Here is a 23944-nt window from a genome sequence, read left to right as displayed (position 1 = left end):
TGTCAGAGTCCGTCGAGGTAAGCAATGGTTTCCGGATAAACCGGCTCCACCGCACCCAGCTTGCCGTAGTAGGTCACTATCTGCCACAGACCGCGATACTGCACCGGAATGCTCTGCAGCGGCACCATCGGGAAGCGCACAAACTTGTGGTCTTTGGTGTAGGCCACCGCCCGGTTAACGCCTTTCGCGCCCGCGCCTTTCAGCCATTTCACCGCACGGATGTTCAGCGGTACGCCGTTCTGGTGATAGGCGATGGTGTTGGTGGACAGGTAGGTCAGCAGCGACTGGTTACCGGCAGACGACACAATCACGCTCGCCAGATAGGCAAACTGCTCGGGAGGCAGTAACAGGTCGGTCGGCACCACGGCATAAGCCGTTGACGCCCACGCCGCACTGAGCAGCGTATTGATATCATTGCGGATATCGTCCGGGGTTCCCCCGACCCACGATTTGGCGGCGGCGGAGGTGTTAATCCCTGACAGGTTAATCAGCCCCGGCACACCGCCACTCCCCAGCGTTTTATCACCGACGTAAACCTGCTCATCGATATCCATATTCCATTTGAGCTGCATACCCGCGTGTTTCTGGGTATCAATCGGGCGTCCGACGTGCTGCGCGGCGGCCAGCTCTTCCACCGTCCAGCCCAGCTCCATCCCCCACATGTTCAGGGTCCGGAAGCTGCGCTCAATATTGATGCTCACGCCTGCAATCGCCGTGGACTCCTGCGAAACCCAGTTTTTACCGTTCGGATTGGCACCGGTACCGACTGCGCCGAACTGCGTGTTCGTCCAGCTGGAAATCTGGTCGAAAATGGCCACGTCAGTGCGCAGGTCGATATCGCGGCTCCAGGTGTACTGCACCAGCGGTTCATTCAGCGTCTGATCCAGGCGCTCCAGTTCCCCGACGAGAAAAACGCCGGTACTGTCGTAGGTGGCCCGGTCGTAAGTCTGCAAATTTTGCATCACGTATCCTTAAATCTTGTAGGAAATTTCGACATAACCGTCGCTGTCACCGGCACCGGTGAATGCCGCGTCCGGCAGAATAATGGTGTTGATCTGCGGCTTATCGGCAGTCCCGGTGTTTTCTTCGGCGGCCAGTTTCGCGCCCAGCGGGCTGGCGTCAGTCGGGTTCGCATTACGCACGTAAACCGTTCCGCCGCGCGTGATGGCGGAGGCATCGCTTCCGACGTACACCGCCAGATAGCCACGTTTGAGGATGTCGCCGGTGAAGCCAAACCCGGCCCCCACCAGATAGCTTTTATCGGGCACGCTCTGCGTCGGATAGGGCTCTATCAGCAGTCCCTGAATTTTGTCGGCCGTATCGCCTGCCGCCAGCGGCACAAAGGCCACGCCGTCATATTTTCCCGCCAGACCGTAGGCCGGAAACGTACTCCCGGCGTCCGTTCTGAGCATGGCGGGTTCAGCGGTCAGATCCTGCGGACGCGACACGACCCCCGCACGGCCCACGCCCATACGGTAAAGAATGGTATTTTTCATGAATTATTTGCCCCGTTTTTCCCAGAATTCGCGGTTGCGCTGGTTGATGGCCTCAATGGTGGATGACACTGTCCGGCTTGCATCCGCCGTTTTCGCGAATGTGTTGCGGCTTTTCGCCAGTTCGGAAACCGCGTTAAACGCCATATCAACGGTGGGACGGCTCATTTTGCGCACATCCGAATCGCCGACAATCTGGCGTACCAGCGCCTGATCTGCTGAGGCCAGCACGTCACGCTTGAATGCAGTCGGCCTGATATTGCGATCAAGGTTGACGCCCGGCAGGATGAGCTCAGCGCGGTACGCCGCATCGCCGGTGACCTTCTCTTCCTTCTCGTCGGTCTCATCGTCTCCGGCATCGCCGGTTTTGTCCTTATCCTTGTCTTTATCGTCTTCCTGGCTGTCGCCCGTTTTACCCTCAAGCTTGTCAAGGCGGGCCATCAGTGATTTGGCCCAGGCGGGTGCGTCTTCACCTTCATCGGCAGTTGCCCCCACGATGGGTTTGGGATCAGGCGGCAACGGCTGTTGCGGCGGGAGATGGATATTCACCACGCCCGGCAGGTCGTCCGCATCGCCGGTGACAGAGCACGGGGCGCTGTCAACCAAATCGCTAATCGTGTCGGCATCGCCGGTCTTGATGGCGCGTCTGAGCTTCTGAAACCAGCTCTGGTTAAATTTATTCATCGTCAAACTGTCTCCGATAGAACAGATAATTCCGGCCCTGCCTTTCGGGACAAGAGCCACATGATTACCGGTGATCAGGTGCTGGGCTGCTTTGCCCGTCCCGGTCTGCCGGTACTTTGCGTTGTAGCCGCATGAAACCTCACGCAGACCACTTTCAATAGCGTCAATAGCGACTTCATCCTTGATAATGAGGTCAGCGAGAAGCAGTTCTGACTGTTCCCCCTCACCGCGCCGCACGTTGGAGACGTGGCCCACGGCGAGGTCACGCCAGTTCTCCGGATCGACAAACAGCAGGTTGCCAAGGTCGTCTTCCGGATGAAGCAGCGTGACGGACATGCCTTCAAACGAGGCCATCGCCTCGGGGCTGAACACTTCTTCCGCTGTGCGTTCAACAACAATTTCGCCGTCCTCGTCAGGCTCCAGCTCGGGGAAATCGGCCTCCCCGTACAGCTGCTTACCGGTACGGGCGATCGGAACGTCTTTACAGAGGAGGCCGCCGTCACTCATGCGATAGCGCGTCTCCCCCAGACGGGTGGTGAAGAGATATTTCATGGTGTCTCGCTAGATAAGCGCGGGGTCAGAGTTTCGGATGAACTCGCGGAGCAATGCTTTTACCTGGCGGACGTTGCCGCGGCCCGTAGCTTTTAACTGTGAGCGCTCGCCGATGGAGCGATAAGTCGCAGTGACACCACCTATCGAGATTTCTATAACCCGGCGGTCTCCTGCGCGTTTCATATCGATACATGCATTTTTCATTTTCACCTCTTCGAGCAATAAAAAAGGTCGCCTGAGCGACCTGTTATTTACGTGGTTCCGGTATCTGCACTTCCGACCAGCACTTGCAGTTCGGCAGGCATCCGGCGTGCCCGGTCATGCCGTCAAGCGTCGGCGGGTTATCCCAGCGCACAAATTTATCTTTTATTTTGCGGTGTGATGGCCGGGTGCCTGCGCCCTCAATGCGCCACCAGTAGCCCTCTGAGCCAACCGATAACGCACGGGCCTGCGTCAGTGCGCCGGTGGCACGTCCAATTTCGGTACGGGCTATCATTCTGGCCCGGCTGGCCGCCACATCGCCGGTCTGCATAATCATCCCGTACAGCTGTTCCGGTCGCTCGCCGTTGATGACGGCCTGTATCGCTCGCTGCTGAATATCCTTAACCCGGTCAGCGGCTTCCAGCGGCAGCGACTTCATCAGCTGAATCTGACGGAACACGATATCCTGCGCCACCATTCCGACCGGCGTGTTACCCACCACATCCCGCAGCCCGGCAGAAATCTCTTCTGAAACTGACCGCCACTGGTTCCACTCTTCCTGTTCCACCTGGGCGAACATCTTGCGACCAACCATTTCAGCCCAGTCATCAATCACGCCAGAGTAGTCGATGAGCGTTCTGGCAATGCTGTCAGCGCTGGCCTGTGAACCATCGTAAGAAGCGGTGACTGTCTGATTTATCTGGCTGACTATCGCCAGCAGGCTTTTCTGATACTGTCGCTCCGACCGGCGGCGGAGGTTTGGTTTCAGATTCAGCCTCCTGCCACTCTTTCGCCGCATTCGCAATATCCTCATCTGAAACAGCGGAGCCTATCCCCGTGACGTCGGCCATTTCCCGCAGGTCGGTCAGCGCCGCCGCTGGTGACATCCCCAGTTCACGCACGGCAGTGGCCAGCGCAGTCGTTGTGTTCGTGGCGACCGTCGAGCGGTCAACGTCCGACATCTGCCAGAGCGGGTTAAATTCAAAGGTGAAATCTTCGGGAAGAGGACTCCCCAGCTCTGAGCGGTGCATCACGTCGAGCAGCTTACGCAGCGGCTGACGCAGACGGCGCTCCTGCTGGGTGCTGATGTTGTCGTAATAATTGGCAAGGTCAGCATCACCGGTACTGAAACCCTTCGGTGACTGACCAAAGAGGCGCACCAGCGGAATGCCGGTCGCGCCGCTGATTTGCTCGGCCAGCTGGCTGATGACGTCATTGAGTCCGGCAAAGGAATACTGGTGAGTTTCGAACTCATCCGACTTATCCATGAGCGTCAGACCTTCATTGCTCTGAAAAGCGCGGATCATGTTCATCTGTTTGAGCAGCTTTTCCAGTCCCGGCCCTCCGAGAACAATCAGCTCACGCAGCTTGTCCACCTTATAGGTGCGAAGGTGTGCCTTATACACCAGCTGGGCCGCGCCCATCGTGGCACTGTCAAAGGCGGTCAGGCGGTCCCAGATACGCTCAACGACAGACATCCCCCATTCGTTCTCGGTCTGGGCCTGCTGGTAGGGCAGCGTGACGCCATCAAACCGGATGAGGCGGGTGTGATGAATTATCCACGCCGGAATACCCGTTCCGGTTGCCACCACATCGTAAAATTCAGGCCTGCCGAGATTTGGCCCCATCTCCTTGATGCGGCGATTCAGGTTCGGGTTAATCATCCAGCGGTCGAGCGGCAGGATACCTTTAAATTTGCCCTTCCCGATGGTCTCCGGTCTGAGCGGGGTGAACGGAGCCTGTCCCTCAATCATGATGAAGCCCACCGCGCCGCCGTACAGCCGCGACCACTTGATGATGTCGTTGAGCCGGTCCCACAGCTCCAGCTCGTCAAAAAGCGACTCCAGAACGCCCCGCGCTTTCGGGTCAATCTCAGAGGTGATACGCATCCCCTTGCGGGTCATGTCGTCGGCGATGGCATCCACGGCGGAGCCGATGATTGACGATGAGCGGTAGGCCCATTCAATCTGCATGCGGTTACGGCTGGTATAGTTGGCACGGTAGGTGGATGCGGCGTGCTGGTTAGGCTGCTGCATCCCCACGCGGGCCATGAAGTTATCGTAGCTGTCAGCCGTTGCGGTGGTGCCGGGCGATTTTACTTTGCGTGCCATAAATCCTCATTACAGGCGCATCCAGATATCCAGCGCGGTATTCATCGGTGCGAAACTGATCATCACCGAGTCGGCCAGATTGGGCGAACGGGTGCCTTCCGGTTGTTTGTCCACGATAATTTTCCCCACCCCGTTGATGGAGTAGGTTGGCTGTGAAAGTTCGACGATGAGTTTGTCCTTGCTTTTCATCGTGCCGCTGATGGAGATAATTTCGTCGGGGTTGTACGGCATTTTTTCGTTAACCGCCCGCCACGTGTTCTGAAACAGCTTTCTGAGATACCACCAGCTCTGCGCTTTGGCGTTGGCAAAGAAGTCCTTGTTGAGTCGTGCCTGCTGGCCGTTGTCGCCGCGCACCGCCTCATCGTCAGGATCAAAGACCGCGCCGCTGCCACGAAACGGCGTGGCCAGTATCCGTAGACGGGTCAGCGATTTGCGCAGTTCATTGATGGCGCGTGCGTCACCGCGAACCCCCGCGCCGAGACCGTCTTCATCAAAGCGAAATTCCTCAAGCCGGTCTTTTTCACAGTAACCAAAAACCTTCTCAACCGAGCTGTAGATGTCGCTACCAACGCCTGACCACTCGCGGACGTTCTCCAGCAGGAAACCATGACGGGTGGAAAAGGCGTTTTTATCCCTGCCCTCGTCCGCCACGTCCATTGCGCCGAGGCGCCTGCCCGCAGGCTGAATACCTAAAGCAATATGCGCATCGACAGCCGCCTGCACCCATGCAGAGGGGATCAGCACGCCTTCTGCTGAAGCGCTGTAATTCAAATCCAGCTCCTGTGCAACGATGACCGGGTTATCAATTTTGTCGCATTCCCTGCGGTACCACTCTTTATCCTTGCGCGGATCGCTGCTCCAGTGAAAAGTGAATACCGGGATTTTGCCGCCGTGCCGCTTCTGCGCGAACGGGTTGCTCATGCCGTTGACCGAGGAGAGATCGATACGGCAGCGCGTGGTCTGGGACAGGGCCGCATCAATCAGCAGGGGTCGCTGAAGAAAGGCGGCCTCATCCACAAAGTAGAGCGTGGTACGGTCGCCACGACCGATGTTATCCCCCGCCTCACCCTTGATTACTGCGCCGGTTTCCGGGAATTCGACGCGCATATAGGGCGCGTGCTTCTTCTCCGTCCAGGCACCGCGAAACTCGACCGGAAGGGTTTCGACAAACTTACGGGCCTTCCAGAACAGCGCCTTCGGGTCGCCGGTGCTGTCCACGTACTCCTCTTTACGGGAGCCGAAGCCAATGACCATTTCCTTGTTAAACAGGCACAGCGAACACGCCAGCGCGACAGAGGTCCAGCTCAGCCCCATTTCCCGGCTCTTTTCTGTCAGGCCATGCTCAAGCCGCGAACGCCGCTCCATTATCCAGTTGATCCACTCTTCCTGTTTTGGGAACAGCAGGAACGGGACCGTGGCGGGCAGTCCGAAATCAAGGTTGCGCGGGTCGGTTGTCATCCCCCAGTCGATAATGAACTGCGCCGGGTTATCGCGGTAAAACAGCCTGAGTGCCGCAAGCATTTCCGGGTGCTGACGGATGCGCTGCAGCCGTTCCGTTCTCCACTCAAAAACCCTGTTGTAGTCCGGTTTTTTGAAGTCAAAGGGGAAAGGCAGTGGCATGAGATAATTTCCTGAAAACCGGGCTGATTTAACATAATGACCGTTACCCGCACCACGTGACAGGCACTCCCCCCTGATTCAGGGCGAAACGCCTGTTTGCGCGGGTGAACAGGCCAGAAGGGGTAAAATCAGAGTGAATAAAGCGTGCATAAAACAGGGTGCAAAATGCATAGCAAAAAAAATCAGCGAAACCATTATTTCCGGCACTTATCCCATCATCTTGCGATAAAGCTCGGCAGCCTGATCTGTGGTCAGATCAGTACTGTTATTGTCACCGCGAACAGGCACCGGCTCTTTACCCTCGTCGATATTGTAGGCCTGGCGTTCGAGGCCAATCAGATTCTTCAGCGCATCACTGAGCGCCTTAACCGATTTAACGCGTTCCGGCATGCTGATTATTGAGTGGTAAATCTCGTTCAGCTTATCTCGGCCGTTGTCGTCGGCTTCAAGCATCAGTTCGCCGAGCTTTCGCAGCGCTTCGACATCTGCACACTCGGTGCCGAGCTCATCAAACAGTGCATTGGTTATCTGTCGGGCTCGTTTGATATCGCCGCGATGCTCCATGCGTACAGCAGCAACCACCTCAGCGGTTGCCTCTATAAGTACGCGCTCCGACAAGGCTGTTTCGGTGCGTACCTGCCTGCGTACCTCTGCTTTGCGTACCAGATCGTCAGCACGCTCTTTCACCTTCGCGGCAAGGTCACGAGACCAGTCATCGCGTCTGGCTCGCTTACGGACAGCACCTTCGCTGATACCCTGCTGTGCTGCAATTTCACGGAGGGACATCACCCCGGCCCGGTACGCCGTTTCGATGGCCTCCCAGTCAGGTTTTGCCATGATTTATTCCTGTTTATTAAAGCCTTTCTTTACGGTAAATCTGATGTTCACAACTGACAGGCTTTAACTTTGCGGCTTTTTCAGTTGACAGTTTTTGCAATATCTGTATACAGCTATGTTTATTCAATAAACAGTGAGTGTGAACAATGATTAACTGGATCATGCTGGTCATTGCGGTGTTACTTTTAATCGTCTCAGTTTATTTTTTTATCTCTTACTTACGGGACCAACGTACTCACTTAACGCTATTTCGCAAAAACAAAAAGAAATAACGTTCAGCGAACCAGTGTCACCTTCGTCTTTATCATCCGGCGTACCAGCCGGGCACCTTCCCGCTCCATATCTGCAATCACCTTTGCCGTCAGCGGTTCCATGGCGTATTTGCGGCTTAACTCATCGAAAATCAGGTTAAGCTCATCGGCGGTGGGTGGAATAACTTCAACGTTTAAGCGTACCATCTTGTGTTTCCTCTTATGATGAGCCTTGCGCACGGCAAAGCCGTCAGGAGCAAACGACTTGCAGGCTCACTACTGAAAGACTCACGATTGTTTGGTGCATGCGAAGTGCAATAAAAAAGCCACCAGCAAATGCCGGTGGCCTGATTTGTTAAGTCAGCCTTCAGAAATTAATTTCTGATTTCCTAAATATTATTACAATTCATGCAATTACAAACACATAACAAAAAAGTGACAAAAAAATGATCTAAATCAATTCTTTCTGTTACAATTAATTAGCAAAGTAAATTATTTTTTCTTTTTTATGATAGGCCCGGTAACACAACTTCTGGTGATGGCGTTATGACTGTATGAGAAGGAAGTACCACCCCCCCTGCGAGATTAAAGGAATAGTCTGTAACGGATTTAAACGCAGGGGCCTTTTTCAAACTACCATGCTTCAAAACATAAAGCAATACCGTGCGCCACCTGCCGTCAGACCCCATCTTTACTTTTCCTGGTTAAGTTAATCCGTCCTCTCCGCCTTCAGACGACTCACTAACAGTCGCTTTTTTAAGTGCGACGATTGAAGTGTGTTTAAAATCTGTGGAGAAATTCATGCTGTCTGGTCTGAAGAGCATTATGGAGCCACCCCGGAAAGTGGCTCTGTAATGCCTTACTTAACCGTGATTTTGACCGGAATGTTAACGGTGCCTTTTGTTAACGTCGCCGTGGTTGCGCCAGCGTTAACGCCCTTAATCGTCAGTTTGCCGTCTGCATAGGTTGCCGTTGACAGGTTTTCATCAGCAGCCCTGACCGTGATCGGACTGTCGCCGGTGGCGGTCACGTCGATAACCACGGTGGCACCCCTTGCCACTTCCACGTTATCGACACTCAGTGTCAGCGTGTCGGCGTCTTTCACAAAACCCGCGTTTTTGAATTCCTCCTGCAATGCCGCGTCGATGCCGTCAGTTTTCAGCGCGATGATTTTGTTTTTCACCAGCGTCGCCACTTCTGCATCAGCGAGAACAATGGCGAGGTCGGATTTGGTTATATCAATAGACATGTTTAGTTCCTCTGTTGTGTGAACTGGTTTACTGCACAGCGGGGCCGGTGCCGCTCGTCGCCGTTGCCTCTGGCGCGGCTGCAACATCAGCCTGCAATTTCTTCAGGCGTTCCTGTACGGCAGCTTCGATTTCGTCAGCTTTCGCTTTTGCCGCTGCTTCTGCCGCTTCGGCTTTGGCTGCGGTCTTGTTGCGGAAATAGTCGCAGATTTTCACCCAGCCTCCGGCGATAAGCATTGCGGCCAGAATGCAGGAATTGATATACGTCAGTAGTGAGGTCATTGGGTCTGCCTCGATTGTTCGATTTTACGGATAGCGGATTTATCGGTATTGCAGTCGTCCAGAGCCGTCAGCAGCTGCTCATTCAGCGTCAGGCTGTCGCCCCAGGTGAGCGCGTCAGGGATGTCGGGTACAGGGCAGTCAGCCGTGAGGTTTGCCGGAAGTGGTATCGGCTGAGCGGGTACGTATTTTGTTTCGGTGCGCACGCAGGCGCTCAGTTGCGACAGCAGGAACAGGCTTAACAGCACAGCCATCATCCTTAACGGCCTGTCTGATATCACGCGCCCGTGTCGTGCTCTCTTCACTGTTCTGCTGCTTTTCATCAGTGACCGCCTGCGAAATGGTGTTGATTATCGATACGGTTTTCATGACATTTTCTGTCACCGTCTCTGCCTGACTCGCGTCCTGAGCGGCAGCCTCCGCCCGGCTCTCTGCGGCATCTGCACGGCTGTCGTTGCGTTCATAGCGATACCCGAGCCAGCCACCCAGACAGATAACCAGCACAAACAGCGCAATGATGACGGACGCTTTCAGTGAGGCGATCATTTCGGCTTAGCCTGATTCACCAGACGCCCGACCAGACCACATCCCGCCACCACCGCCGTGATGGCACTCATGGCTCCCGGCGGTATGGACGCTTTCAGGTCTTCAGGCAGTTCCACCCACACCACCGGTATCGCACCGGCCAGCGCCAGCGCCCATGAGGAAAACCACTTCCAGCACCCTTTCCAGTCCTCAACCAGTTCAATCTTCATGACAGAAATACCCCTCGCTCTGCTTTGCGTCGGTTAGTAAGCCCCGCCATTACTTTGCCGCCAGACTTATTCCAACGCAGGAACTCATCTGCAGCGCCTTTGATGTCACCGGCGTTAAGTTTCTTCAGCAGAGTGGAGGTTGAAAACGCGCGGGAGCCGACGTTGTACGCGAACGATACAAGCGCATCAAACTGACCCTGGGTTAACTTAACCTTCACGATTTTCAGCACGTCGTTTTCGTAGCTCACCAGCCCTGTTTTCAGCAGCCGGTCAGCGGTAGCCTGGTCAATGGTCATTCCCGGCTTTACTGGCTTACCATCAACTGGCAATGTCCATCCAAAGCCAATCGTCCACGGAGCACCACCCGTACCCGGATCGGGATATGCTGTAAGCCGGCAGCCTTCAAACCCTTTAATCAGTGCAATTCCTTCAGGACTGGTTTGCATCGTCTACTCCTGCTTTTCTGGCGGCAAACTTCTTAATCAGGTTGCCGATCGAGTCGGTACCGATATAGCCAATGAACACGCTGGCGATGTAAGCGAGATTGCTGCTCAATCCGGTGAAGTCGAGAAGGTCACGAACGAACCAGGCAATCATTGCGCACATCAGTGCATCAATTAGCGTCTTCGTCATGGCGCCACCGTTATAGCGGCCTCGTAGGTACGCCATAATGAAAGCCAGTATTGCGCCGATACCCTGCTCCTTAGCTGCCAGCAGAGCGGCGATGAAATCTTGTTTATAGGGCATTTTCATAGGCCTCACCTCCGTTGGTTACGGATGGCGCTGTGTGAAGCAAATAGGCGGGCTCTGCGCAAGCGCCCGGCGATTGGGTTATGAACCGTCGTCGGTGAGCCCTATATAGGGAAAGGCCGCCAGATGGATTTACGACAAAGCACAGAGTGAGTGACGTTCTGGCGGCACAAAACAGAAAAGGCCACGCATATGCATAGCCATTGAAATCAGGATTTACTTAACTGCCTTAGAAAACTATCATGAGCGCTCTGGAATGGAGACCTCCAGAACCCTTATATGTGTCATAGTTGTTTTATTTCCCGCCCGCTCTCTGATGCGGGCTTTTTTTCGCCCAAAGAAAAAGGCCGCGCAGATGCGCAGCCTCAGTATGTTGTTGTTAAATCTCACTTTACCGACTGTAGTCGTTTATGTTGCTCTATCAGTTTTCCTATCATTGCTAGTACTATCATTTCTTTTACTTCATCAGATGCGGAGTTATAGTGCTGAAATAATGTCGATTCTGGTCGATCGGAACACTGAAGAGCCGTATTAAGCTCATTTAGAAAGGGAGTTAAATTAATCATGCCCATGGTTTCCTTAGAAGATGTCACATGCCCGCACTGCCTTAGAGAAAACACAGCATTAGAGTGCATGTCAGAATTCATACTTAGCCGAAAAAGACTACTTGCCATGGTGTTTTTGTGTCGAAGTTGTAATGGCGTGGTCGTAGCTGAAATATCCCCTGATGAACATACCGTCAGAAATGGCGGGTATTTGCAACGCGCACAAAACTACGCAATTGATATTCATTTTTCACCACATGATGATACCTATGGGATTGTTGAAAATGTCTACCCTAAAGCAGACATTCCTCTCGCTCCCGCTGGCGTCCCTGAGAATATTGCAGATGCATTTCTTGAAGCTAAGGACAATCTCACGCGCGCTAAGAGCCTATCCCAATAGGATTTTGTTCCAGACAATGATGCCGCAGGCAAAATGCAACATGGCCTCGTAATTTTCGGCCTTCTTTTCCCATCGGGTCAGAACCCGGCGAAAGCGATTCATCCAGCTATGAGTCCTCTCGACAACCCAGCGATGGGCTTTGAAGTCGGTGTTTTTACCTGCATCAGACTCCTCTTTACGGGACTGGATATGCGGCTCGTAGCGGCGGCTCTGTAGATACGTTTTCAGCCAGCCAGCTTCGTAACCTTTGTCCAGGCAGAGTCTGAGTTTTTGCCCCGGACGCCCCGTCTGAAGTGCATCGAGCGTATCTGCAACCAGTTTGATATCGTGCGTGTTCGCTGCTGCAACAACCAGCGACAGAGGAAGCCCGTTGGCGTCTGTCAGCAGGCTACGCTTTACGCCTTGTTTCCCTCTGTCCGTGGGATTACGGCCTGTTTTTTTGTTCCTGACAATGGCGATTTGGTCATACAGCCGTCCATCGACAGCCAGGACCAGTCAATGCCGTCCAGATGTTCGCAGGCAAGCAAACCGTTCTGCCAGAAGCGTTCGAAGACTCCCGCATCGCGCCATTCCTGGAAGCGTCGGTGTGCAGAACTCGATGAACATATCCCGGTGGCGTTCAGGGCGTTCCACTGGCAACCGGTCCTGAGGACGAAGAATATGGCATCCATGGCAGCACGGTTATCAACGCGTCTACGATGAGTCCCCAGTGGGTGGCTGGTTTTATGCTCCGGGATGAGTGGAGCCATTTTTTCCCATAGTTCGTCGCTGATCTGCCACTTGCTACCCGCCATACATTCCCCCTCAGAAATTACCGTAACGTATTATACGATAATTCCTTTTGGGATAGGCTCTAAGTTCTCCACATCGGTAATGCTGTCAAGAAAAGCGCTTGATCTTGCAACAAAGCACTTAGGAGTTGCAGAAGGAATAAGTATTAATGATTTATCAAAGCGTGTATTCAAGCTCCGAGAAAGCGGAAAAATCTGATGTAGCCCCCTGAAACACCGGACAGTAGCTGTATCTCCAGATAAGAGATAGGCTTAAATATATGTCTAACAACCATGTTAATTTTGAGATGACCGGGATCCTGTTAGGGCAAGAAGCCCGTAAGCGTAAGACTCCGCAAGAGAAAATTGCCATCATCCAGCAAACAATGGAGCCGGGTATGAATGTCTCCCACGTTGCTCGTCTGCACGGTATTCAGCCCAGTCTGCTGTTTAAATGGAAGAAGCAATATCAGGAAGGTAGCCTCACCGCCGTTGCGGCCGGAGAGGAAGTGGTTCCGGCTTCGGAGCTGGCGACTGCACTCAAACAGGTCCGGGAACTACAGCGTCTCCTGGGTAAGAAGACGATGGAAGTTGAGATCCTCAAAGAAGCGGTGGAGTACGGCCAGTCGCGAAAATGGATAGCGCACGCGCCCTTGTTGCCAAAGGACGGGGAATAGCTCTGGTTAGTCGCACCATGAGCGTGTCGCGTGCGCAGTTATCACTGCGGGTGAGCCGCTCTGCCGACTGGCAGGACAGGCGCAGCAACCAGCGTAATGACGAAGCTGATGCAGAGATACTGTCGGAGATCCTCGGCATCATCAGCGACATGCCCAGCTACGGTTACCGGCGGGTGTGGGGTATCCTGCGTAAGCAACGCCGTGTAGAGGGACTTCCACCGGTGAACGCCAAACGGCTTTACAGGATAATGAGCGAGCATAACCTGCTGTTGTTGCGTGATAAACCAGAGCGTCCGAAGCGGGAGCATAAAGGCAAAATCGCGGTAGCGGAAAGCGATATGCGCTGGTGTTCAGACGGCTTCGAGTTCGGTTGTGACAACGGCGAGAAGCTTCGGGTGACGTTCGCACTGGACTGTTGCGACCGGGAGGCCATAGACTGGGCAGCGAGCACGGGAGGCTACGACAGTTCAACGGTACAGGATGTGATGCTGAGGTCAGTGGAAAGGCGCTTCGGTAGCACGCTGCCGGGTAAACCAGTGCAGTGGCTGACAGATAACGGTTCAGCGTACACCGCGCATGAAACGAAGAAGTTCGCGCGAGAACTGAATCTGGAGCCGTGTACAACAGCGGTGAGCAGCCCACAAAGTAACGGCATGGCCGAACGGTTCGTGAAAACGATGAAGGAAGATTACATCGCGTTCATGCCAAAACCAGATGTGGGAACAGCGCTACAGAACCTTGCAGCGGCGTTCAATCACTACAATGAAAATCACCCGCACAGTGCGCTGGGATATCACTCTCCGAGAGAGTACCGGCGGCAGCGGGCATCGTTAACTTAAGATACAAAAGCTGTCCGGAGATGGCGGGTCAAGATCAGAAAGCGGAAAAATCACACCCGAAATGGCTCAGTGGGCCAAAATAATTAGATTGGACGGTAATTCATCCGTACACTCAGATGATGTTTTTAGTGAAGCTGAGGCAACGGAAATAATAAACTATATAGAAACTTTTTTGCTATATGCATTTACCCTGCCGGGCTTGGTAGCAGCAAATAAACATACTAAATAATATTGCTCTAAACAGATTACAGCTTCTGAAGATAACAAGTCTGGAATGTTAGCTGTTCGATTTCCGGTGCTGACATTCCTAGCTCTTGAAACGAAAAACCCCGCCAGCTGGCAGGGTTCATAATGACTCTCATTTGGATGTAAATATCCATGATTAGAAGCATACAGGACACTTTTATGCAAAGTCAACTCTATCGTGCAAAAATTTGTCGCTATCTGTTCCGATCATATTAATAAGTGGTCGCCTTCTCAAACTCCGCTGCAGCTTGTCTCTCGCCTTTGTGGAGCATATCCACCAGCTTCTCATAGAACGGCTTCCAGTTGCGCGACCACGAGGACTGGTGCAGATCAGGGATGTGCATCTGGATGGCTCGATGTGCGTTCGCTGATTTAACGCTGGTGAAGCCAATCCCGGAGCAGCGCTCACAAGCTTTATAAACCGGAGCCCCATGCTCTTTCGTCGCTTTACGGTCCAGCACTTCACCAGAGCCGCCGCAGCGGCAGCGGGCGTTAATAATCCCCTTTCCGCCGCAGGCTTCACATTTAGCGCTGGTGATGGCGGTTACCTCGGTCCATTTCTCCCAGTCAGACGGACGAACAGCACGGGACCTTTTCGCCCAGTAAGGCGCTTTACCCCACGGGTAAGAAACTTTCCGCTCTGTTATCGTGGTCTGAGTTTTCCCTGTGCCGTTACAGAACTGACAATTTCCTGTCGTTGCAGCCGAACGGGAATATTCTGCAAAGGCAAACTGCGCCAGAATCAGGCAGCAGCGCCCCAGCGCTTTACCCGCGGCCTTGCGCACGTTTTTTGGTGCTGTATCAAGTGCATGCCGCGCCAGCGCCTGAACCGCCAGCTGCTCATCCGTCTTACTGATGCCAGCCTTACCGAAGAACGCCGCCAGCCCGAAGCGTGCCCGGCTGCTGGTCACCCCGATCCCGGTCATAACGTCTGTACCACTCAGGCGATCCGGCGATGTGCTTTTCACGTCGTCGCTGATGTGCATGCACTGCGGGCTGAAATGCTTTAACGATGATTCCAGTTTCATGCTTTCTCTCCCTGTATCCGGCAAATGCGAACAAAATTTTTCAGTATCCGGTAGTCGGTTATGACTGTGCCCCGGTGCCGGAACAGGCGGATCCTGTGCCAGTAGTGGCGGATGCGACGGGTTTCGTTACAATCCCGCTGGGTCATGCTGGCCACTCCCGGCGGCGTGATGTTGCAGGTTTTCATACCGGCACCACCAGTCCGCGACGCGCCAGCTCAACCAGCGTCAGAACGATGGCCCGGTTCATCATCTCCCGGCGCTCATCCAGCGTCAGGTGCCTGCCGTTGTCGATTTCGTGGTGACAGCGGACACACAGCGCCGCACTGGCGCAGTCGTCGGCTTTCATCCCCATTCCCTTTGACTCGTTCCGGTGCGCAACCTGAATGCCCCATGCCCCACACAGAACGCACTGTTCAAGCTGGCCTACCGCCGCCAGCCACTTTCGGTTCCGGTAAACTGATCGCATACTCACCTCCACATCCCTTTCACGCTGCATCCCCAATCGCTTTGAGCAATCCGCAGTCAAGGAGTTTGCGCGTCAGCCATTGCTGGCCTTTGCCGGTCAGTTTGGTGGTGAAGGAAATATGAATGCCGTGGTTGGTGTTGACCGCAGTCTCTTTCACGGTGAAGTAGCCGCGATCCATGTATTCCTGCTTCGGAACATTGCGACGGGAGCCGGAGGTGATCAGCACCCCGTTATCACGTAACCATGCGAATAACCTGTTCTGTCCGAGCTGCACGACTTTGGCGTAGTTGCCGATAAGCACACCTTCAGCCTCGCCAACCCGGTCAGCGAATTCTGCTTTTGGTGCCGCAATGGCCAGTTGCTGTTCAAGCTGCTGTTTCTGCTCAGCGAGGTCGGCTGCTAAACGAAGGGCTTCAGGGAGTGTCTGCGGTACCGGCGCACACCCACTCTCAAGCTCACGGATTCGTTTAATGACCTTCATTCGAAGGGCTGCACTGTATCCTGTGACAAGACACTCTGCATGGTCGCGATCGAGCCGGTACTCCCGGTATTCCTGCCCGTTCTGGGGGTGTCTCCGGTTCTGGATATACCCCTCAGCGGACTCATTTAACTGCCCGAACATCACTTCGATGTCGCGCATTACGTGAACGTGCTGTTTTCCGGTCAGCTCCGCAATTTCGCGGCTGGACATGGTGATGGTGTTCAAAGTGATCAGGTTGCTCATGACAGGGCTCCAAAAAAGTTACCGCGATAACGGACTTCACGAAGTTGTACGTTCTGGCTGACGGCAAATGCCTGGCTGTACTCAATCAGGCTGTTCATGCGCTTAATGCCCATTGACGAAGTGCTTTCGCGGATGGCGACAAGCTCCCCCTCCAGACCGGCGATGACCTTCCCCTGCCCGCCGGTAGCAACCGAATGACCGGATACCAGAATTGATTTCCATGAGGGCAGCGACCAGGCCGAACCGGCCCAGCGGATGCGGGCTTGAGTCAGATCCCCGCAAAGGGCATGAAAGAGTGAGTTCTGGGGAAGTGTGCGTTTCGGATCGGAAAAAGTGACGACCAGCGGAAAATCAGCGCTTACCGGCTGTTGGCTGATGTAGTCAATGAGGTTGCGACGTATCTGCTCGTCGCGAAGGTAGAATTTTATGCTCACGCTTCACCTCCGCAGAGGTCAAACGCCGGATACAGAAAATCGCCGGTGACTTTCGCCATCGGTGACAGGGGAAAAGCTTCAGATTGTGCGAGCGCCATAATGTCTCCATCGCGGCGCCGGATACCAGTGTCAGTTGTTCAGGCTGACACTGTATATAATATCAGTCAGAATGCCGAAGTCAAAGCAAGATAAAAAACTAAGTAATCCGGGTTAATCCTGTGCAATGTTCTGTTTACCTCCCGGAATTCCTTTCTGCCATATCATTAAGGTAACGCGGGTCATCAGAACCAGGCAGACGCAGGCTTAGCTCGCGATAGTAACGCACGCGCTCTACAAAGTATCCGCGCAGATGCTCAGGCTGTTCTCTTGCTACTATTTCAGCAACTACAGGTATGTTGAGACGTTCTTTATATGCGACACCGCTTGCAGCAAGGTCGACATGCATCCGTTCGCGCTCATCCTGCGTCTTTGCGGCGATGTTCCAGTTTGACATAAAAATTCCTCTCCATCCGTTCAAAGGAGTATATATCACCTAGTGGATACCTGCGCGTCTGTGCAGTGTTAGGGGGAATTATGAGCACCTCTCTCGATGAATAATTACAGCACACAGATGTTTCACTTCTCATCCTGAGATTGCAGCTCAGGCGGGCTGCTGGCTTCAATGAGTGTAGACCTGATGCTCAATAGCTATTTAAATTGCATCCCGGACTTGAGTTGGATTTTCAGATTATGCTTAAAAGCATTCTGCCCTAAGAAATATGCGCCATAGTTTACTTTCAATCCCCCCCTCTGATGGAGTAGTTATACCTAACATCAAATTCAATTGTCCGGTTTGTTCGAGGAATAAGTTTTTTTTCACAACTTTTCATCCTGAAAAAAACCTGCCGCATGGTGCCGTTTGTTCTCATTGTGGAACCAGACTCACCGCAATTTCATGCATAACAGTACCTAAACGGAGACGTTGGATTAAAAAACCTATTAATTAAGGGGCCTTTGGCCCCTTCCACTCAGTCTCTGGGCAACTTAGTATCAGAGGTGCGTATCGAATCGGTGCATCGAAATTTTGCCAGATTTTGACTTTACGACTCATATCAGATTTCATAATATTTTATATTCAATCTCACCAGTGAATTCTCATTTAAGGCAACTGATTATGTTCAAGGGAATTTCAGGTTTTATCGGATTATGGTCAGTCTGATCTTGACCCGCCATCTCCGGACAGCTTTTGTATCTTAAGTTAACGATGCCCGCTGCCGCCGGTACTCTCTCGGAGAGTGATATCCCAGCGCACTGTGCGGGTGATTTTCATTGTAGTGATTGAACGCCGCTGCAAGGTTCTGTAGCGCTGTTCCCACATCTGGTTTTGGCATGAACGCGATGTAATCTTCCTTCATCGTTTTCACGAACCGTTCGGCCATGCCGTTACTTTGTGGGCTGCTCACCGCTGTTGTACACGGCTCCAGATTCAGTTCTCGCGCGAACTTCTTCGTTTCATGCGCGGTGTACGCTGAACCGTTATCTGTCAGCCACTGCACTGGTTTACCCGGCAGCGTGCTACCGAAGCGCCTTTCCACTGACCTCAGCATCACATCCTGTACCGTTGAACTGTCGTAGCCTCCCGTGCTCGCTGCCCAGTCTATGGCCTCCCGGTCGCAACAGTCCAGTGCGAACGTCACCCGAAGCTTCTCGCCGTTGTCACAACCGAACTCGAAGCCGTCTGAACACCAGCGCATATCGCTTTCCGCTACCGCGATTTTGCCTTTATGCTCCCGCTTCGGACGCTCTGGTTTATCACGCAACAACAGCAGGTTATGCTCGCTCATTATCCTGTAAAGCCGTTTGGCGTTCACCGGTGGAAGTCCCTCTACACGGCGTTGCTTACGCAGGATACCCCACACCCGCCGGTAACCGTAGCTGGGCATGTCGCTGATGATGCCGAGGATCTCCGACAGTATCTCTGCATCAGCTTCGTCATTACGCCGGTTGCTGCGCCTGTCCTGCCAGTCGGCAGAGCGGCTCACCCGCAGTGATAACTGCGCACGCGACACGCTCATGGTGCGACTAACCAGAGCTATTCCCCGTCCTTTGGCAACAAGGGCGCGTGCGCTATCCATTTTCGCGACTGGCCGTACTCCACCGCTTCTTTGAGGATCTCAACTTCCATCGTCTTCTTACCCAGGAGACGCTGTAGTTCCCGGACCTGTTTGAGTGCAGTCGCCAGCTCCGAAGCCGGAACCACTTCCTCTCCGGCCGCAACGGCGGTGAGGCTACCTTCCTGATATTGCTTCTTCCATTTAAACAGCAGACTGGGCTGAATACCGTGCAGACGAGCAACGTGGGAGACATTCATACCCGGCTCCATTGTTTGCTGGATGATGGCAATTTTCTCTTGCGGAGTCTTACGCTTACGGGCTTCTTGCCCTAACAGGATCCCGGTCATCTCAAAATTAACATGGTTGTTAGACATATATTTAAGCCTATCTCTTATCTGGAGATACAGCTACTGTCCGGTGTTTCAGGGGGCTACATCAGGATTATGGTCAGTCTGGTTTATTGTCTATTTTTTTACTGATTTACTTATGACCCCCTGAATGATTTATTTTATTTTCTAATACTATGGTCGTGGCTCATACAGACGGTGAGTAACTATTCATCCAACGGCGGCAGGTCCGGAGTCGTCACGCCAAACAGCGCCGCCAGTGCGCGATAGTTCTGCTCGCTGTGATAGCGACCTTTGTAGCGAACCAGTTTCTCGGCTGCTGCGTGGATAGGCTCTAGCTCGTCAACTCTCTGCTGGCGCTCGAAAGACTCTTGGGCCAGTCCTGCATTCAACTTCCGCAATTCCGCTATACGCTGGCGGTAATCCGCAATCATGCGAGACACCTGCTCCAGTGGCGTTACGCTGCCACCGTCTGGCGGGTCCATGTACTCCGCGCCGGGCGCCAGGAGTTTACATAAAGCTTCGTCTACCTGGTCAAGTTTCCCGCGACGAATTGACAGAGACTCATCCTGGTTTAAGAGAATTTGCTCCTGACGTGCAATGTGTTGCTCCGCCTTCTCCAGCGCCTCTACCAGCTCGATGGTTTCTGCTGGAGAAAGATGCTCACCACATTCAGCATTGATTCTGGCTCTCTGCGCCAGTTCGGTGATATCAGTCATGATTGACTCCCTCGCGCAGCTGCTTGGCGAACTTAAGCGCCTCTTCTGTCGTGCCATTCCAACGACCACCTCTGCTCGAAACCCACTCCTCCACCCCATCAGCCTTAATCCCGGCCAGATAAGCGTCGGTGGCGGGGGTTTCAGGCTTAAGAGCATCCAGCACAGCGCGGATAACCTCAGTTTCGTTTTCAACCCAAGACCACTCGGAGGTTTCATTCCAGTCGTGGTCCATGACGGCGGTATCCATGAATGCGTCGACAGCTTCAGATGGAATTTCTTTCGGGCTAAATGCAGCCTTCAGCCCCACGTTCTCCGCAGCCAGCTGCTGGTACGCCTTAGCCAAGTCCAGATACTTCCGCTCTTTGATTGACAGTTCGCCTGCGCTCTCCAGCGACTGAATCAGCTCGCTTACCGCTTCGATGTTCATTTCGATGCTCCTGTTCCCAGCATGGCGATGATTTCTTCCGGGGTTTCCCTGACCTCAATACGCTCGCCAGAAGCCGTTCTGATGGAGGTTAGCCCGGCAAAGCTCATGCTCTCAATGTGGTCAGTGGCAATAAAAACCGGCTCGTAAACCGTTTCAGGCTCCCATCCATATTTGCCCTGGTGCTCTACCGTTGCCCTCTGGCTTAATTTGATGAATTTCATGATCTGTTCTCCCGGATGCTGCCCGATGCAGTTGATTGCGACTTGTATTCCTGAGTTATTTTTTTCAGATAAGCCCTCTTTCCTTTCCTCTCTGATACTCATCCCATAGCCACTGAGCCGGGGTTAGCGCGCCTAGCGATGTGGCACCAGGCATGCAGCCAAAGCTTTTGCCTTCCGGGTGATAACCTCGCTGCCTGCTGGCGTGATTTGTAGGGATCACTTCCTGGTTGTTCTCCAGAGCCAGCACCGGTGACGGTATCTGCTCTCCGGCGGCCACTTTCAGCGCCCAGTCTTCCAGTTTCTTGGCAGCATATTTCTCGGTTTCTGCCTCGCTGAGCTGGCGCTGGTACATTGCCCGCCGGGTATCGGTGACAATCCAGTACATGACCGGGTGAGACCAGGGGAAGCGTTCCGCGCCGCCGGTGTGGAGACCCTTCTCGCGGTTGTATCTCTGAAATTCATCCATCACGTCAGCCAGCTTGATACCGAGGACTGTGCCGCTGTCCTTGCACCACTTGATGAACTGGCCCGGCGATGGCCAGAACGGCGACTCACTGGCTCTAGCATGGCGCACGCCAGCGGATAACTGTTCGCGGGTGCGGATGCCGTTTTCCGAAAATGCCACTATCCACTGCTGCTTAGCCACTCGCTCGTCAGCATCGGACCGGAGGTTGGTTTGCGTTGCAGCCGGGAAAATCTGCTTCAGCTGCATGAACAGCGCGTCAACAAGGCGCTCAGCGTCTGAATTCACAACCCGGCCATGCTCGGGGTTGCCCCCGGCCATGCTTGCCATCGCTGCGCCATCCCGATTGTTTATTGCGCGGTAGAGTTCAGGTTTCACAGGAAATCCCTCCATGCATCCGGGCTGTTCCAGTGGAGGCCTTCCTGCCCTGCATCGCGACTGCGCTTCGCCTGTCCGTCAGGTTCGAACAGCCCCTGCCAGCCGTTGGCGATGCTTCGGTTGATAATTTCTTCAGGTACGTATCCGTTCAGCCTGCAGCGGTCGAGCAGGTTGATAGCCTGCGTCACGGTCTGTTGAGACTTGATCGGCTTTTTCAGGTCTCGCCGGTATTCGACCCACGAAGACCAGGTAACTGCGGATAACCAATCAGGCAGCTGAACACTGGACGCATCGAACGAAACCGCTCTGGGGGATTTAGGGGGTTTATTTGTATTAGCTCAAACTTGACCTGACACAGCTGTGGCACAGAGCTGAACCTAATCTGACCGGCGGCTCTGTGCCAACAGCGGACATTTGTTACTACTCAACCTAAAATAAATTAATTGTAATCATTAAATAGTGGTAACTCCAAAGATCTTAGGTTCGGCACAAAAAATATGAGAATGGGCTTGATATGCTGCCAGACGGTTAAATTTTTCAAGAAGGCTCATGTTATTGTGATGATGCAGTGCTGAAAAGTTTATTTTGTACGCCCCTATTTTTCCATTCATGCTCGCCGGTATTTTTTCAAGGTTCTGCTTTGGCAAGTTCACCACATTGAATATAGCAAACGCACTTCGACTCAAATTGAAAAGAAACGCATTATGATTAGGATCATTAGTTCCTTGGAGGTAGCCGGTATCAGGTACAGCAACTCTCCTGCCCGGAATATTGTCAAAGGTTGCTAGTATCAAATGACACATATTTCCCTCCGACTCAACCATCTCCTCAATAGTCAACTCTAAGATACTTTTCGTTACTTTTGGCGGAGTCATTAAAGCTAGAAAAATAATTTCCAGCCACTGGAAATATTGCTCACTCGTCACCCCAAACATTGCGCAAACCTCGCTTAGGTGAGGTTTTTTTCCCACGCGAATAGCGGAAAAGTTTTTTAGCAAAAGAGGGTCAGTTGGTTGAAAATCCACCGACTGATAAAACATGTCGATTGTTTGAGAAATTAAATATGGGTTTCTAATCATTCCCATGATCTTTGCTTTGAACACTCGTACAGCAGCATCCTTCAACATATCGCTTACAGAATTTACCTTTGATTCGGAGATAAGGATCTTTGTTGCTGGAACTAAGTCCATTTCAAATTTCTGAAAAAAGTCCTCAAAATTTTTTCTTAACTTTGAGCTTTTCACGTCGAAACTAAAAAGATCATAAAAAAAGAGGTTCTTCTTTATTTTAGCACCTTCAGGGTTAATCAAGCGAACAACTCCTTTTTCTCGGTCTTCGATTTCAAATTTGTAGATTCGCTGCATATCTTTTGGTCTGCTCTCGTCAATGCAGTTACTACGCTGCTCTGCTTGAGATATAAAGTGTTGAATTTTAGTTGTATTTTCCATAATCTCTCTTAGTTGCGACGAGCCATCGGTCATGTAATTTTCCTGCCACCATTGATTAATATGCGGTAAGTTAGCATTGCCTCCATATACTTTAAGTCCAACTGTGAACTTCCGCACTTCGCTCACAGCGGACATGCCAGCCCACTGGACTGGCCGCTTCGTGCCAACAACGGACATTGTTGGCACATGGTATGTTAGTTTAATGGGGGGGCAGGTCATCTCTTTACATAAAACCCATGCCATTGAATTATTTTTTGTCTGTTATTGCGCTGATCCCCCTTATTGTGAACCTCTTATTACCATTGAAATATAGAGGGGATTTGAAATAAGGACCATCTTTAATTCTTGTTGCTGTGTTTATTAGATCCTCGATTGCTTTTTCGAGACCTTTATTCGCAAATGCTATCGAGTCATCACCTACTGGATGGCCGGGCGTTGAAACTGTACACGGTATATTAGGGTGATTAACACAATCTAATAAGTATTTATAAAATACTTCTTTGGGGATGACTAATCCAAACTCGCGCCATGCATACTTTCGCCCCCAATAGTAATCATTTTGCACGGCGTGATTTACTCTTGAATCATTTTTTCCTTTGTTTTCATCATGCTTTTCTCTAGAAACTAATTTTGCACATTCGTAGCTAATATATTGATTAACTACAGAGGACTTCGATACACAAGATATATCTACCATTTTAACGCCACCTACTTCGGTAAATCCTATGTTGTATCTTTCTCCAGGGACTAACTCGTTTTCAAAGTTAGCTTCGAATTGATAGGTTGTATCTGTTGTTGCTGGCTGGAATGTGTGTAGATAACGACCATTACCTAAATCATGTTTCTGGTAGTTCGTGACAATCAGGTCATGAATTGTTTTTAAATCTCTAGACTTCATCATTTGATCCTTTTTATAAAAGTGTATAGGTAAGATTACCC

Annotated in this window: 32 protein-coding genes and 2 pseudogenes; 4 read left to right on the top strand and 30 right to left on the bottom strand. The window is 52.5% G+C overall.

Going from position 1 to position 23944, the window contains the following annotated elements:
- Positions 1 to 2: 2 nt before the first annotated feature.
- The 7 genes from AC1M2H_RS08050 to AC1M2H_RS08020 all read right to left on the bottom strand — a co-directional run bounded on the left by AC1M2H_RS08050 (position 3) and on the right by AC1M2H_RS08020 (position 7498).
- A complete protein-coding gene (locus AC1M2H_RS08050; RefSeq protein ID WP_480151875.1) occupies positions 3 to 953 on the bottom strand; it encodes a DUF2184 domain-containing protein in 951 nt (316 codons plus the stop codon).
- An 18-nt stretch (positions 954 to 971) separates the two neighbouring features.
- Positions 972 to 1496: a structural cement protein Gp24 gene (locus tag AC1M2H_RS08045; protein ID WP_480150956.1), complete on the bottom strand. Its 525-nt coding sequence runs from the start codon at positions 1494 to 1496 to the stop codon at positions 972 to 974.
- Positions 1497 to 1499: 3 nt separating this feature from the next.
- Positions 1500 to 2729, bottom strand: coding sequence for a DUF2213 domain-containing protein (locus AC1M2H_RS08040; RefSeq protein ID WP_480150955.1), 1230 nt, complete (start codon positions 2727 to 2729; stop codon positions 1500 to 1502).
- Between the two features lie 247 nt (positions 2730 to 2976).
- On the bottom strand, positions 2977 to 3525 hold the full coding sequence (locus AC1M2H_RS08035) for a phage head morphogenesis protein (protein WP_480151874.1): 549 nt from the start codon (positions 3523 to 3525) through the stop codon (positions 2977 to 2979).
- 55 nt (positions 3526 to 3580) lie between these two features.
- A complete protein-coding gene (locus AC1M2H_RS08030; protein WP_480150954.1) occupies positions 3581 to 5041 on the bottom strand; it encodes a DUF1073 domain-containing protein in 1461 nt (486 codons plus the stop codon).
- Between the two features lie 9 nt (positions 5042 to 5050).
- Positions 5051 to 6661 (bottom strand): TerL protein, encoded by a 1611-nt coding sequence (locus AC1M2H_RS08025; RefSeq protein WP_480150953.1) that lies wholly within the window; start codon positions 6659 to 6661, stop codon positions 5051 to 5053.
- Between the two features lie 207 nt (positions 6662 to 6868).
- Positions 6869 to 7498, bottom strand: coding sequence for a hypothetical protein (locus AC1M2H_RS08020; RefSeq protein WP_480150952.1), 630 nt, complete (start codon positions 7496 to 7498; stop codon positions 6869 to 6871).
- Positions 7499 to 7644: 146 nt separating this feature from the next.
- Between AC1M2H_RS08020 and AC1M2H_RS08015 the strand changes: the two genes are divergently transcribed.
- A complete protein-coding gene (locus tag AC1M2H_RS08015) occupies positions 7645 to 7770 on the top strand; it encodes a small membrane protein (RefSeq protein ID WP_480150951.1) in 126 nt (41 codons plus the stop codon).
- Positions 7771 to 7773: 3 nt separating this feature from the next.
- On the opposite strand, the gene AC1M2H_RS08010 is transcribed toward AC1M2H_RS08015, so the two are convergent.
- From AC1M2H_RS08010 to AC1M2H_RS07975, 8 genes are all read right to left on the bottom strand, one after another.
- A complete protein-coding gene (locus AC1M2H_RS08010; RefSeq protein ID WP_480150950.1) occupies positions 7774 to 7956 on the bottom strand; it encodes a hypothetical protein in 183 nt (60 codons plus the stop codon).
- A 652-nt stretch (positions 7957 to 8608) separates the two neighbouring features.
- Positions 8609 to 8998: a hypothetical protein gene (locus tag AC1M2H_RS08005; RefSeq protein ID WP_480150949.1), complete on the bottom strand. Its 390-nt coding sequence runs from the start codon at positions 8996 to 8998 to the stop codon at positions 8609 to 8611.
- Between the two features lie 28 nt (positions 8999 to 9026).
- Positions 9027 to 9278, bottom strand: a complete 252-nt coding sequence (locus AC1M2H_RS08000) for a DUF1378 family protein (RefSeq protein ID WP_480150948.1) — start codon at positions 9276 to 9278, stop codon at positions 9027 to 9029.
- The gene (gene lysC, locus AC1M2H_RS07995) at positions 9275 to 9529 is read right to left on the bottom strand and encodes an Rz1-like lysis system protein LysC (protein WP_480151873.1); all 255 of its coding nucleotides are present in this window, start codon (positions 9527 to 9529) and stop codon (positions 9275 to 9277) included. Before lysC ends, AC1M2H_RS08000 begins: the two co-directional genes overlap by 4 nt.
- The gene (locus AC1M2H_RS07990) at positions 9417 to 9821 is read right to left on the bottom strand and encodes a DUF2570 domain-containing protein (protein WP_480152069.1); all 405 of its coding nucleotides are present in this window, start codon (positions 9819 to 9821) and stop codon (positions 9417 to 9419) included. The genes lysC and AC1M2H_RS07990 overlap by 113 nt, the downstream gene beginning before the upstream one ends.
- Positions 9818 to 10030, bottom strand: coding sequence for a DUF7940 domain-containing protein (locus AC1M2H_RS07985; protein ID WP_480150947.1), 213 nt, complete (start codon positions 10028 to 10030; stop codon positions 9818 to 9820). The genes AC1M2H_RS07990 and AC1M2H_RS07985 overlap by 4 nt, the downstream gene beginning before the upstream one ends.
- Positions 10027 to 10476, bottom strand: a complete 450-nt coding sequence (locus AC1M2H_RS07980) for a lysozyme (RefSeq protein ID WP_480150946.1) — start codon at positions 10474 to 10476, stop codon at positions 10027 to 10029. Before AC1M2H_RS07980 ends, AC1M2H_RS07985 begins: the two co-directional genes overlap by 4 nt.
- Complete coding sequence (locus AC1M2H_RS07975; RefSeq protein ID WP_480150945.1) at positions 10460 to 10783, bottom strand: phage holin, lambda family; 324 nt, start codon at positions 10781 to 10783, stop codon at positions 10460 to 10462. Before AC1M2H_RS07975 ends, AC1M2H_RS07980 begins: the two co-directional genes overlap by 17 nt.
- 561 nt (positions 10784 to 11344) lie before the next feature.
- Here AC1M2H_RS07975 and AC1M2H_RS07970 point away from each other — a divergent pair.
- Positions 11345 to 11725 carry a hypothetical protein gene (locus AC1M2H_RS07970; protein WP_480150944.1) on the top strand — a complete coding sequence of 127 codons (381 nt, stop codon included), beginning with the start codon at positions 11345 to 11347 and terminating at the stop codon, positions 11723 to 11725.
- Here the strand turns inward: AC1M2H_RS07970 and AC1M2H_RS07965 are convergent.
- Positions 11714 to 12519 (bottom strand): IS5 family transposase gene (locus AC1M2H_RS07965; protein ID WP_480147878.1). Its coding sequence is split into 2 segments (ribosomal slippage): positions 11714 to 12166 and positions 12169 to 12519, totalling 804 coding nucleotides; the frame shifts between segments, so codons are not numbered across the junction. The two genes, AC1M2H_RS07970 and AC1M2H_RS07965, sit on opposite strands and share 12 nt — an antisense overlap.
- A gap of 284 nt (positions 12520 to 12803) precedes the next feature.
- On the opposite strand from AC1M2H_RS07965, the gene AC1M2H_RS07960 reads away from it, so the two are divergent.
- Together AC1M2H_RS07960 and AC1M2H_RS07955 are read left to right on the top strand one after the other, a co-directional pair.
- A protein-coding gene (locus tag AC1M2H_RS07960; protein WP_480151872.1) for an IS3 family transposase occupies positions 12804 to 14011 on the top strand; the annotation gives its coding sequence in 2 pieces (ribosomal slippage) (positions 12804 to 13125 and positions 13125 to 14011; 1209 coding nt in all).
- Between the two features lie 61 nt (positions 14012 to 14072).
- Complete coding sequence (locus AC1M2H_RS07955; RefSeq protein ID WP_480150943.1) at positions 14073 to 14240, top strand: hypothetical protein; 168 nt, start codon at positions 14073 to 14075, stop codon at positions 14238 to 14240.
- A 229-nt stretch (positions 14241 to 14469) separates the two neighbouring features.
- Here AC1M2H_RS07955 and AC1M2H_RS07950 read toward each other — a convergent pair whose 3' ends face one another.
- From AC1M2H_RS07950 to AC1M2H_RS07885, 14 genes and pseudogenes are all read right to left on the bottom strand, one after another.
- Entirely contained in the window at positions 14470 to 15285 is an 816-nt protein-coding gene (locus tag AC1M2H_RS07950) for an antitermination protein (protein WP_480150942.1), read from the bottom strand.
- On the bottom strand, positions 15282 to 15431 hold the full coding sequence (locus AC1M2H_RS07945) for a YlcG family protein (RefSeq protein WP_480151871.1): 150 nt from the start codon (positions 15429 to 15431) through the stop codon (positions 15282 to 15284). The genes AC1M2H_RS07950 and AC1M2H_RS07945 overlap by 4 nt, the downstream gene beginning before the upstream one ends.
- A 35-nt stretch (positions 15432 to 15466) precedes the next feature.
- On the bottom strand, positions 15467 to 15751 hold the full coding sequence (locus AC1M2H_RS07940; protein WP_480150941.1) for a hypothetical protein: 285 nt from the start codon (positions 15749 to 15751) through the stop codon (positions 15467 to 15469).
- A 19-nt stretch (positions 15752 to 15770) separates the two neighbouring features.
- Positions 15771 to 16475 carry a phage antirepressor KilAC domain-containing protein gene (locus tag AC1M2H_RS07935; RefSeq protein WP_480150940.1) on the bottom strand — a complete coding sequence of 235 codons (705 nt, stop codon included), beginning with the start codon at positions 16473 to 16475 and terminating at the stop codon, positions 15771 to 15773.
- Positions 16472 to 16909: a recombination protein NinB gene (locus AC1M2H_RS07930; RefSeq protein WP_480150939.1), complete on the bottom strand. Its 438-nt coding sequence runs from the start codon at positions 16907 to 16909 to the stop codon at positions 16472 to 16474. Before AC1M2H_RS07930 ends, AC1M2H_RS07935 begins: the two co-directional genes overlap by 4 nt.
- 232 nt (positions 16910 to 17141) lie before the next feature.
- Positions 17142 to 17402: a DNA polymerase III subunit theta gene (locus AC1M2H_RS07925; RefSeq protein ID WP_480150938.1), complete on the bottom strand. Its 261-nt coding sequence runs from the start codon at positions 17400 to 17402 to the stop codon at positions 17142 to 17144.
- Positions 17403 to 18141: 739 nt separating this feature from the next.
- Positions 18142 to 19349 (bottom strand): IS3 family transposase gene (locus tag AC1M2H_RS07920; RefSeq protein WP_480151850.1). Its coding sequence is split into 2 segments (ribosomal slippage): positions 18142 to 19028 and positions 19028 to 19349, totalling 1209 coding nucleotides; the frame shifts between segments, so codons are not numbered across the junction.
- 212 nt (positions 19350 to 19561) lie between these two features.
- Positions 19562 to 19783, bottom strand: a pseudogene (locus tag AC1M2H_RS07915) (ead/Ea22-like family protein); the annotation flags it as partial.
- 277 nt (positions 19784 to 20060) lie between these two features.
- Complete coding sequence (locus tag AC1M2H_RS07910) at positions 20061 to 20495, bottom strand: dynein light chain family protein (RefSeq protein ID WP_480150937.1); 435 nt, start codon at positions 20493 to 20495, stop codon at positions 20061 to 20063.
- Positions 20492 to 20716 (bottom strand): hypothetical protein, encoded by a 225-nt coding sequence (locus AC1M2H_RS07905; protein WP_480150936.1) that lies wholly within the window; start codon positions 20714 to 20716, stop codon positions 20492 to 20494. The genes AC1M2H_RS07910 and AC1M2H_RS07905 overlap by 4 nt, the downstream gene beginning before the upstream one ends.
- Before the next feature lie 64 nt (positions 20717 to 20780).
- Positions 20781 to 21572 carry a replication protein P gene (locus AC1M2H_RS07900; RefSeq protein ID WP_480150935.1) on the bottom strand — a complete coding sequence of 264 codons (792 nt, stop codon included), beginning with the start codon at positions 21570 to 21572 and terminating at the stop codon, positions 20781 to 20783.
- A pseudogene (locus tag AC1M2H_RS07895) lies at positions 21554 to 21892 on the bottom strand (replication protein); the annotation flags it as partial. The pseudogene AC1M2H_RS07895 and the gene AC1M2H_RS07900, both read right to left, overlap by 19 nt.
- 117 nt (positions 21893 to 22009) lie before the next feature.
- Positions 22010 to 23248 (bottom strand): hypothetical protein, encoded by a 1239-nt coding sequence (locus AC1M2H_RS07890; protein WP_480150934.1) that lies wholly within the window; start codon positions 23246 to 23248, stop codon positions 22010 to 22012.
- A gap of 4 nt (positions 23249 to 23252) precedes the next feature.
- Positions 23253 to 23906, bottom strand: coding sequence for a hypothetical protein (locus AC1M2H_RS07885; RefSeq protein WP_480150933.1), 654 nt, complete (start codon positions 23904 to 23906; stop codon positions 23253 to 23255).
- Positions 23907 to 23944: the final 38 nt, after the last annotated feature.

The organism is Klebsiella sp. F11, assembly GCF_056712265.1.
Note: the sequence above shows the minus strand (reverse complement) of the source record. Positions and strands in the feature narration are given on the sequence as shown.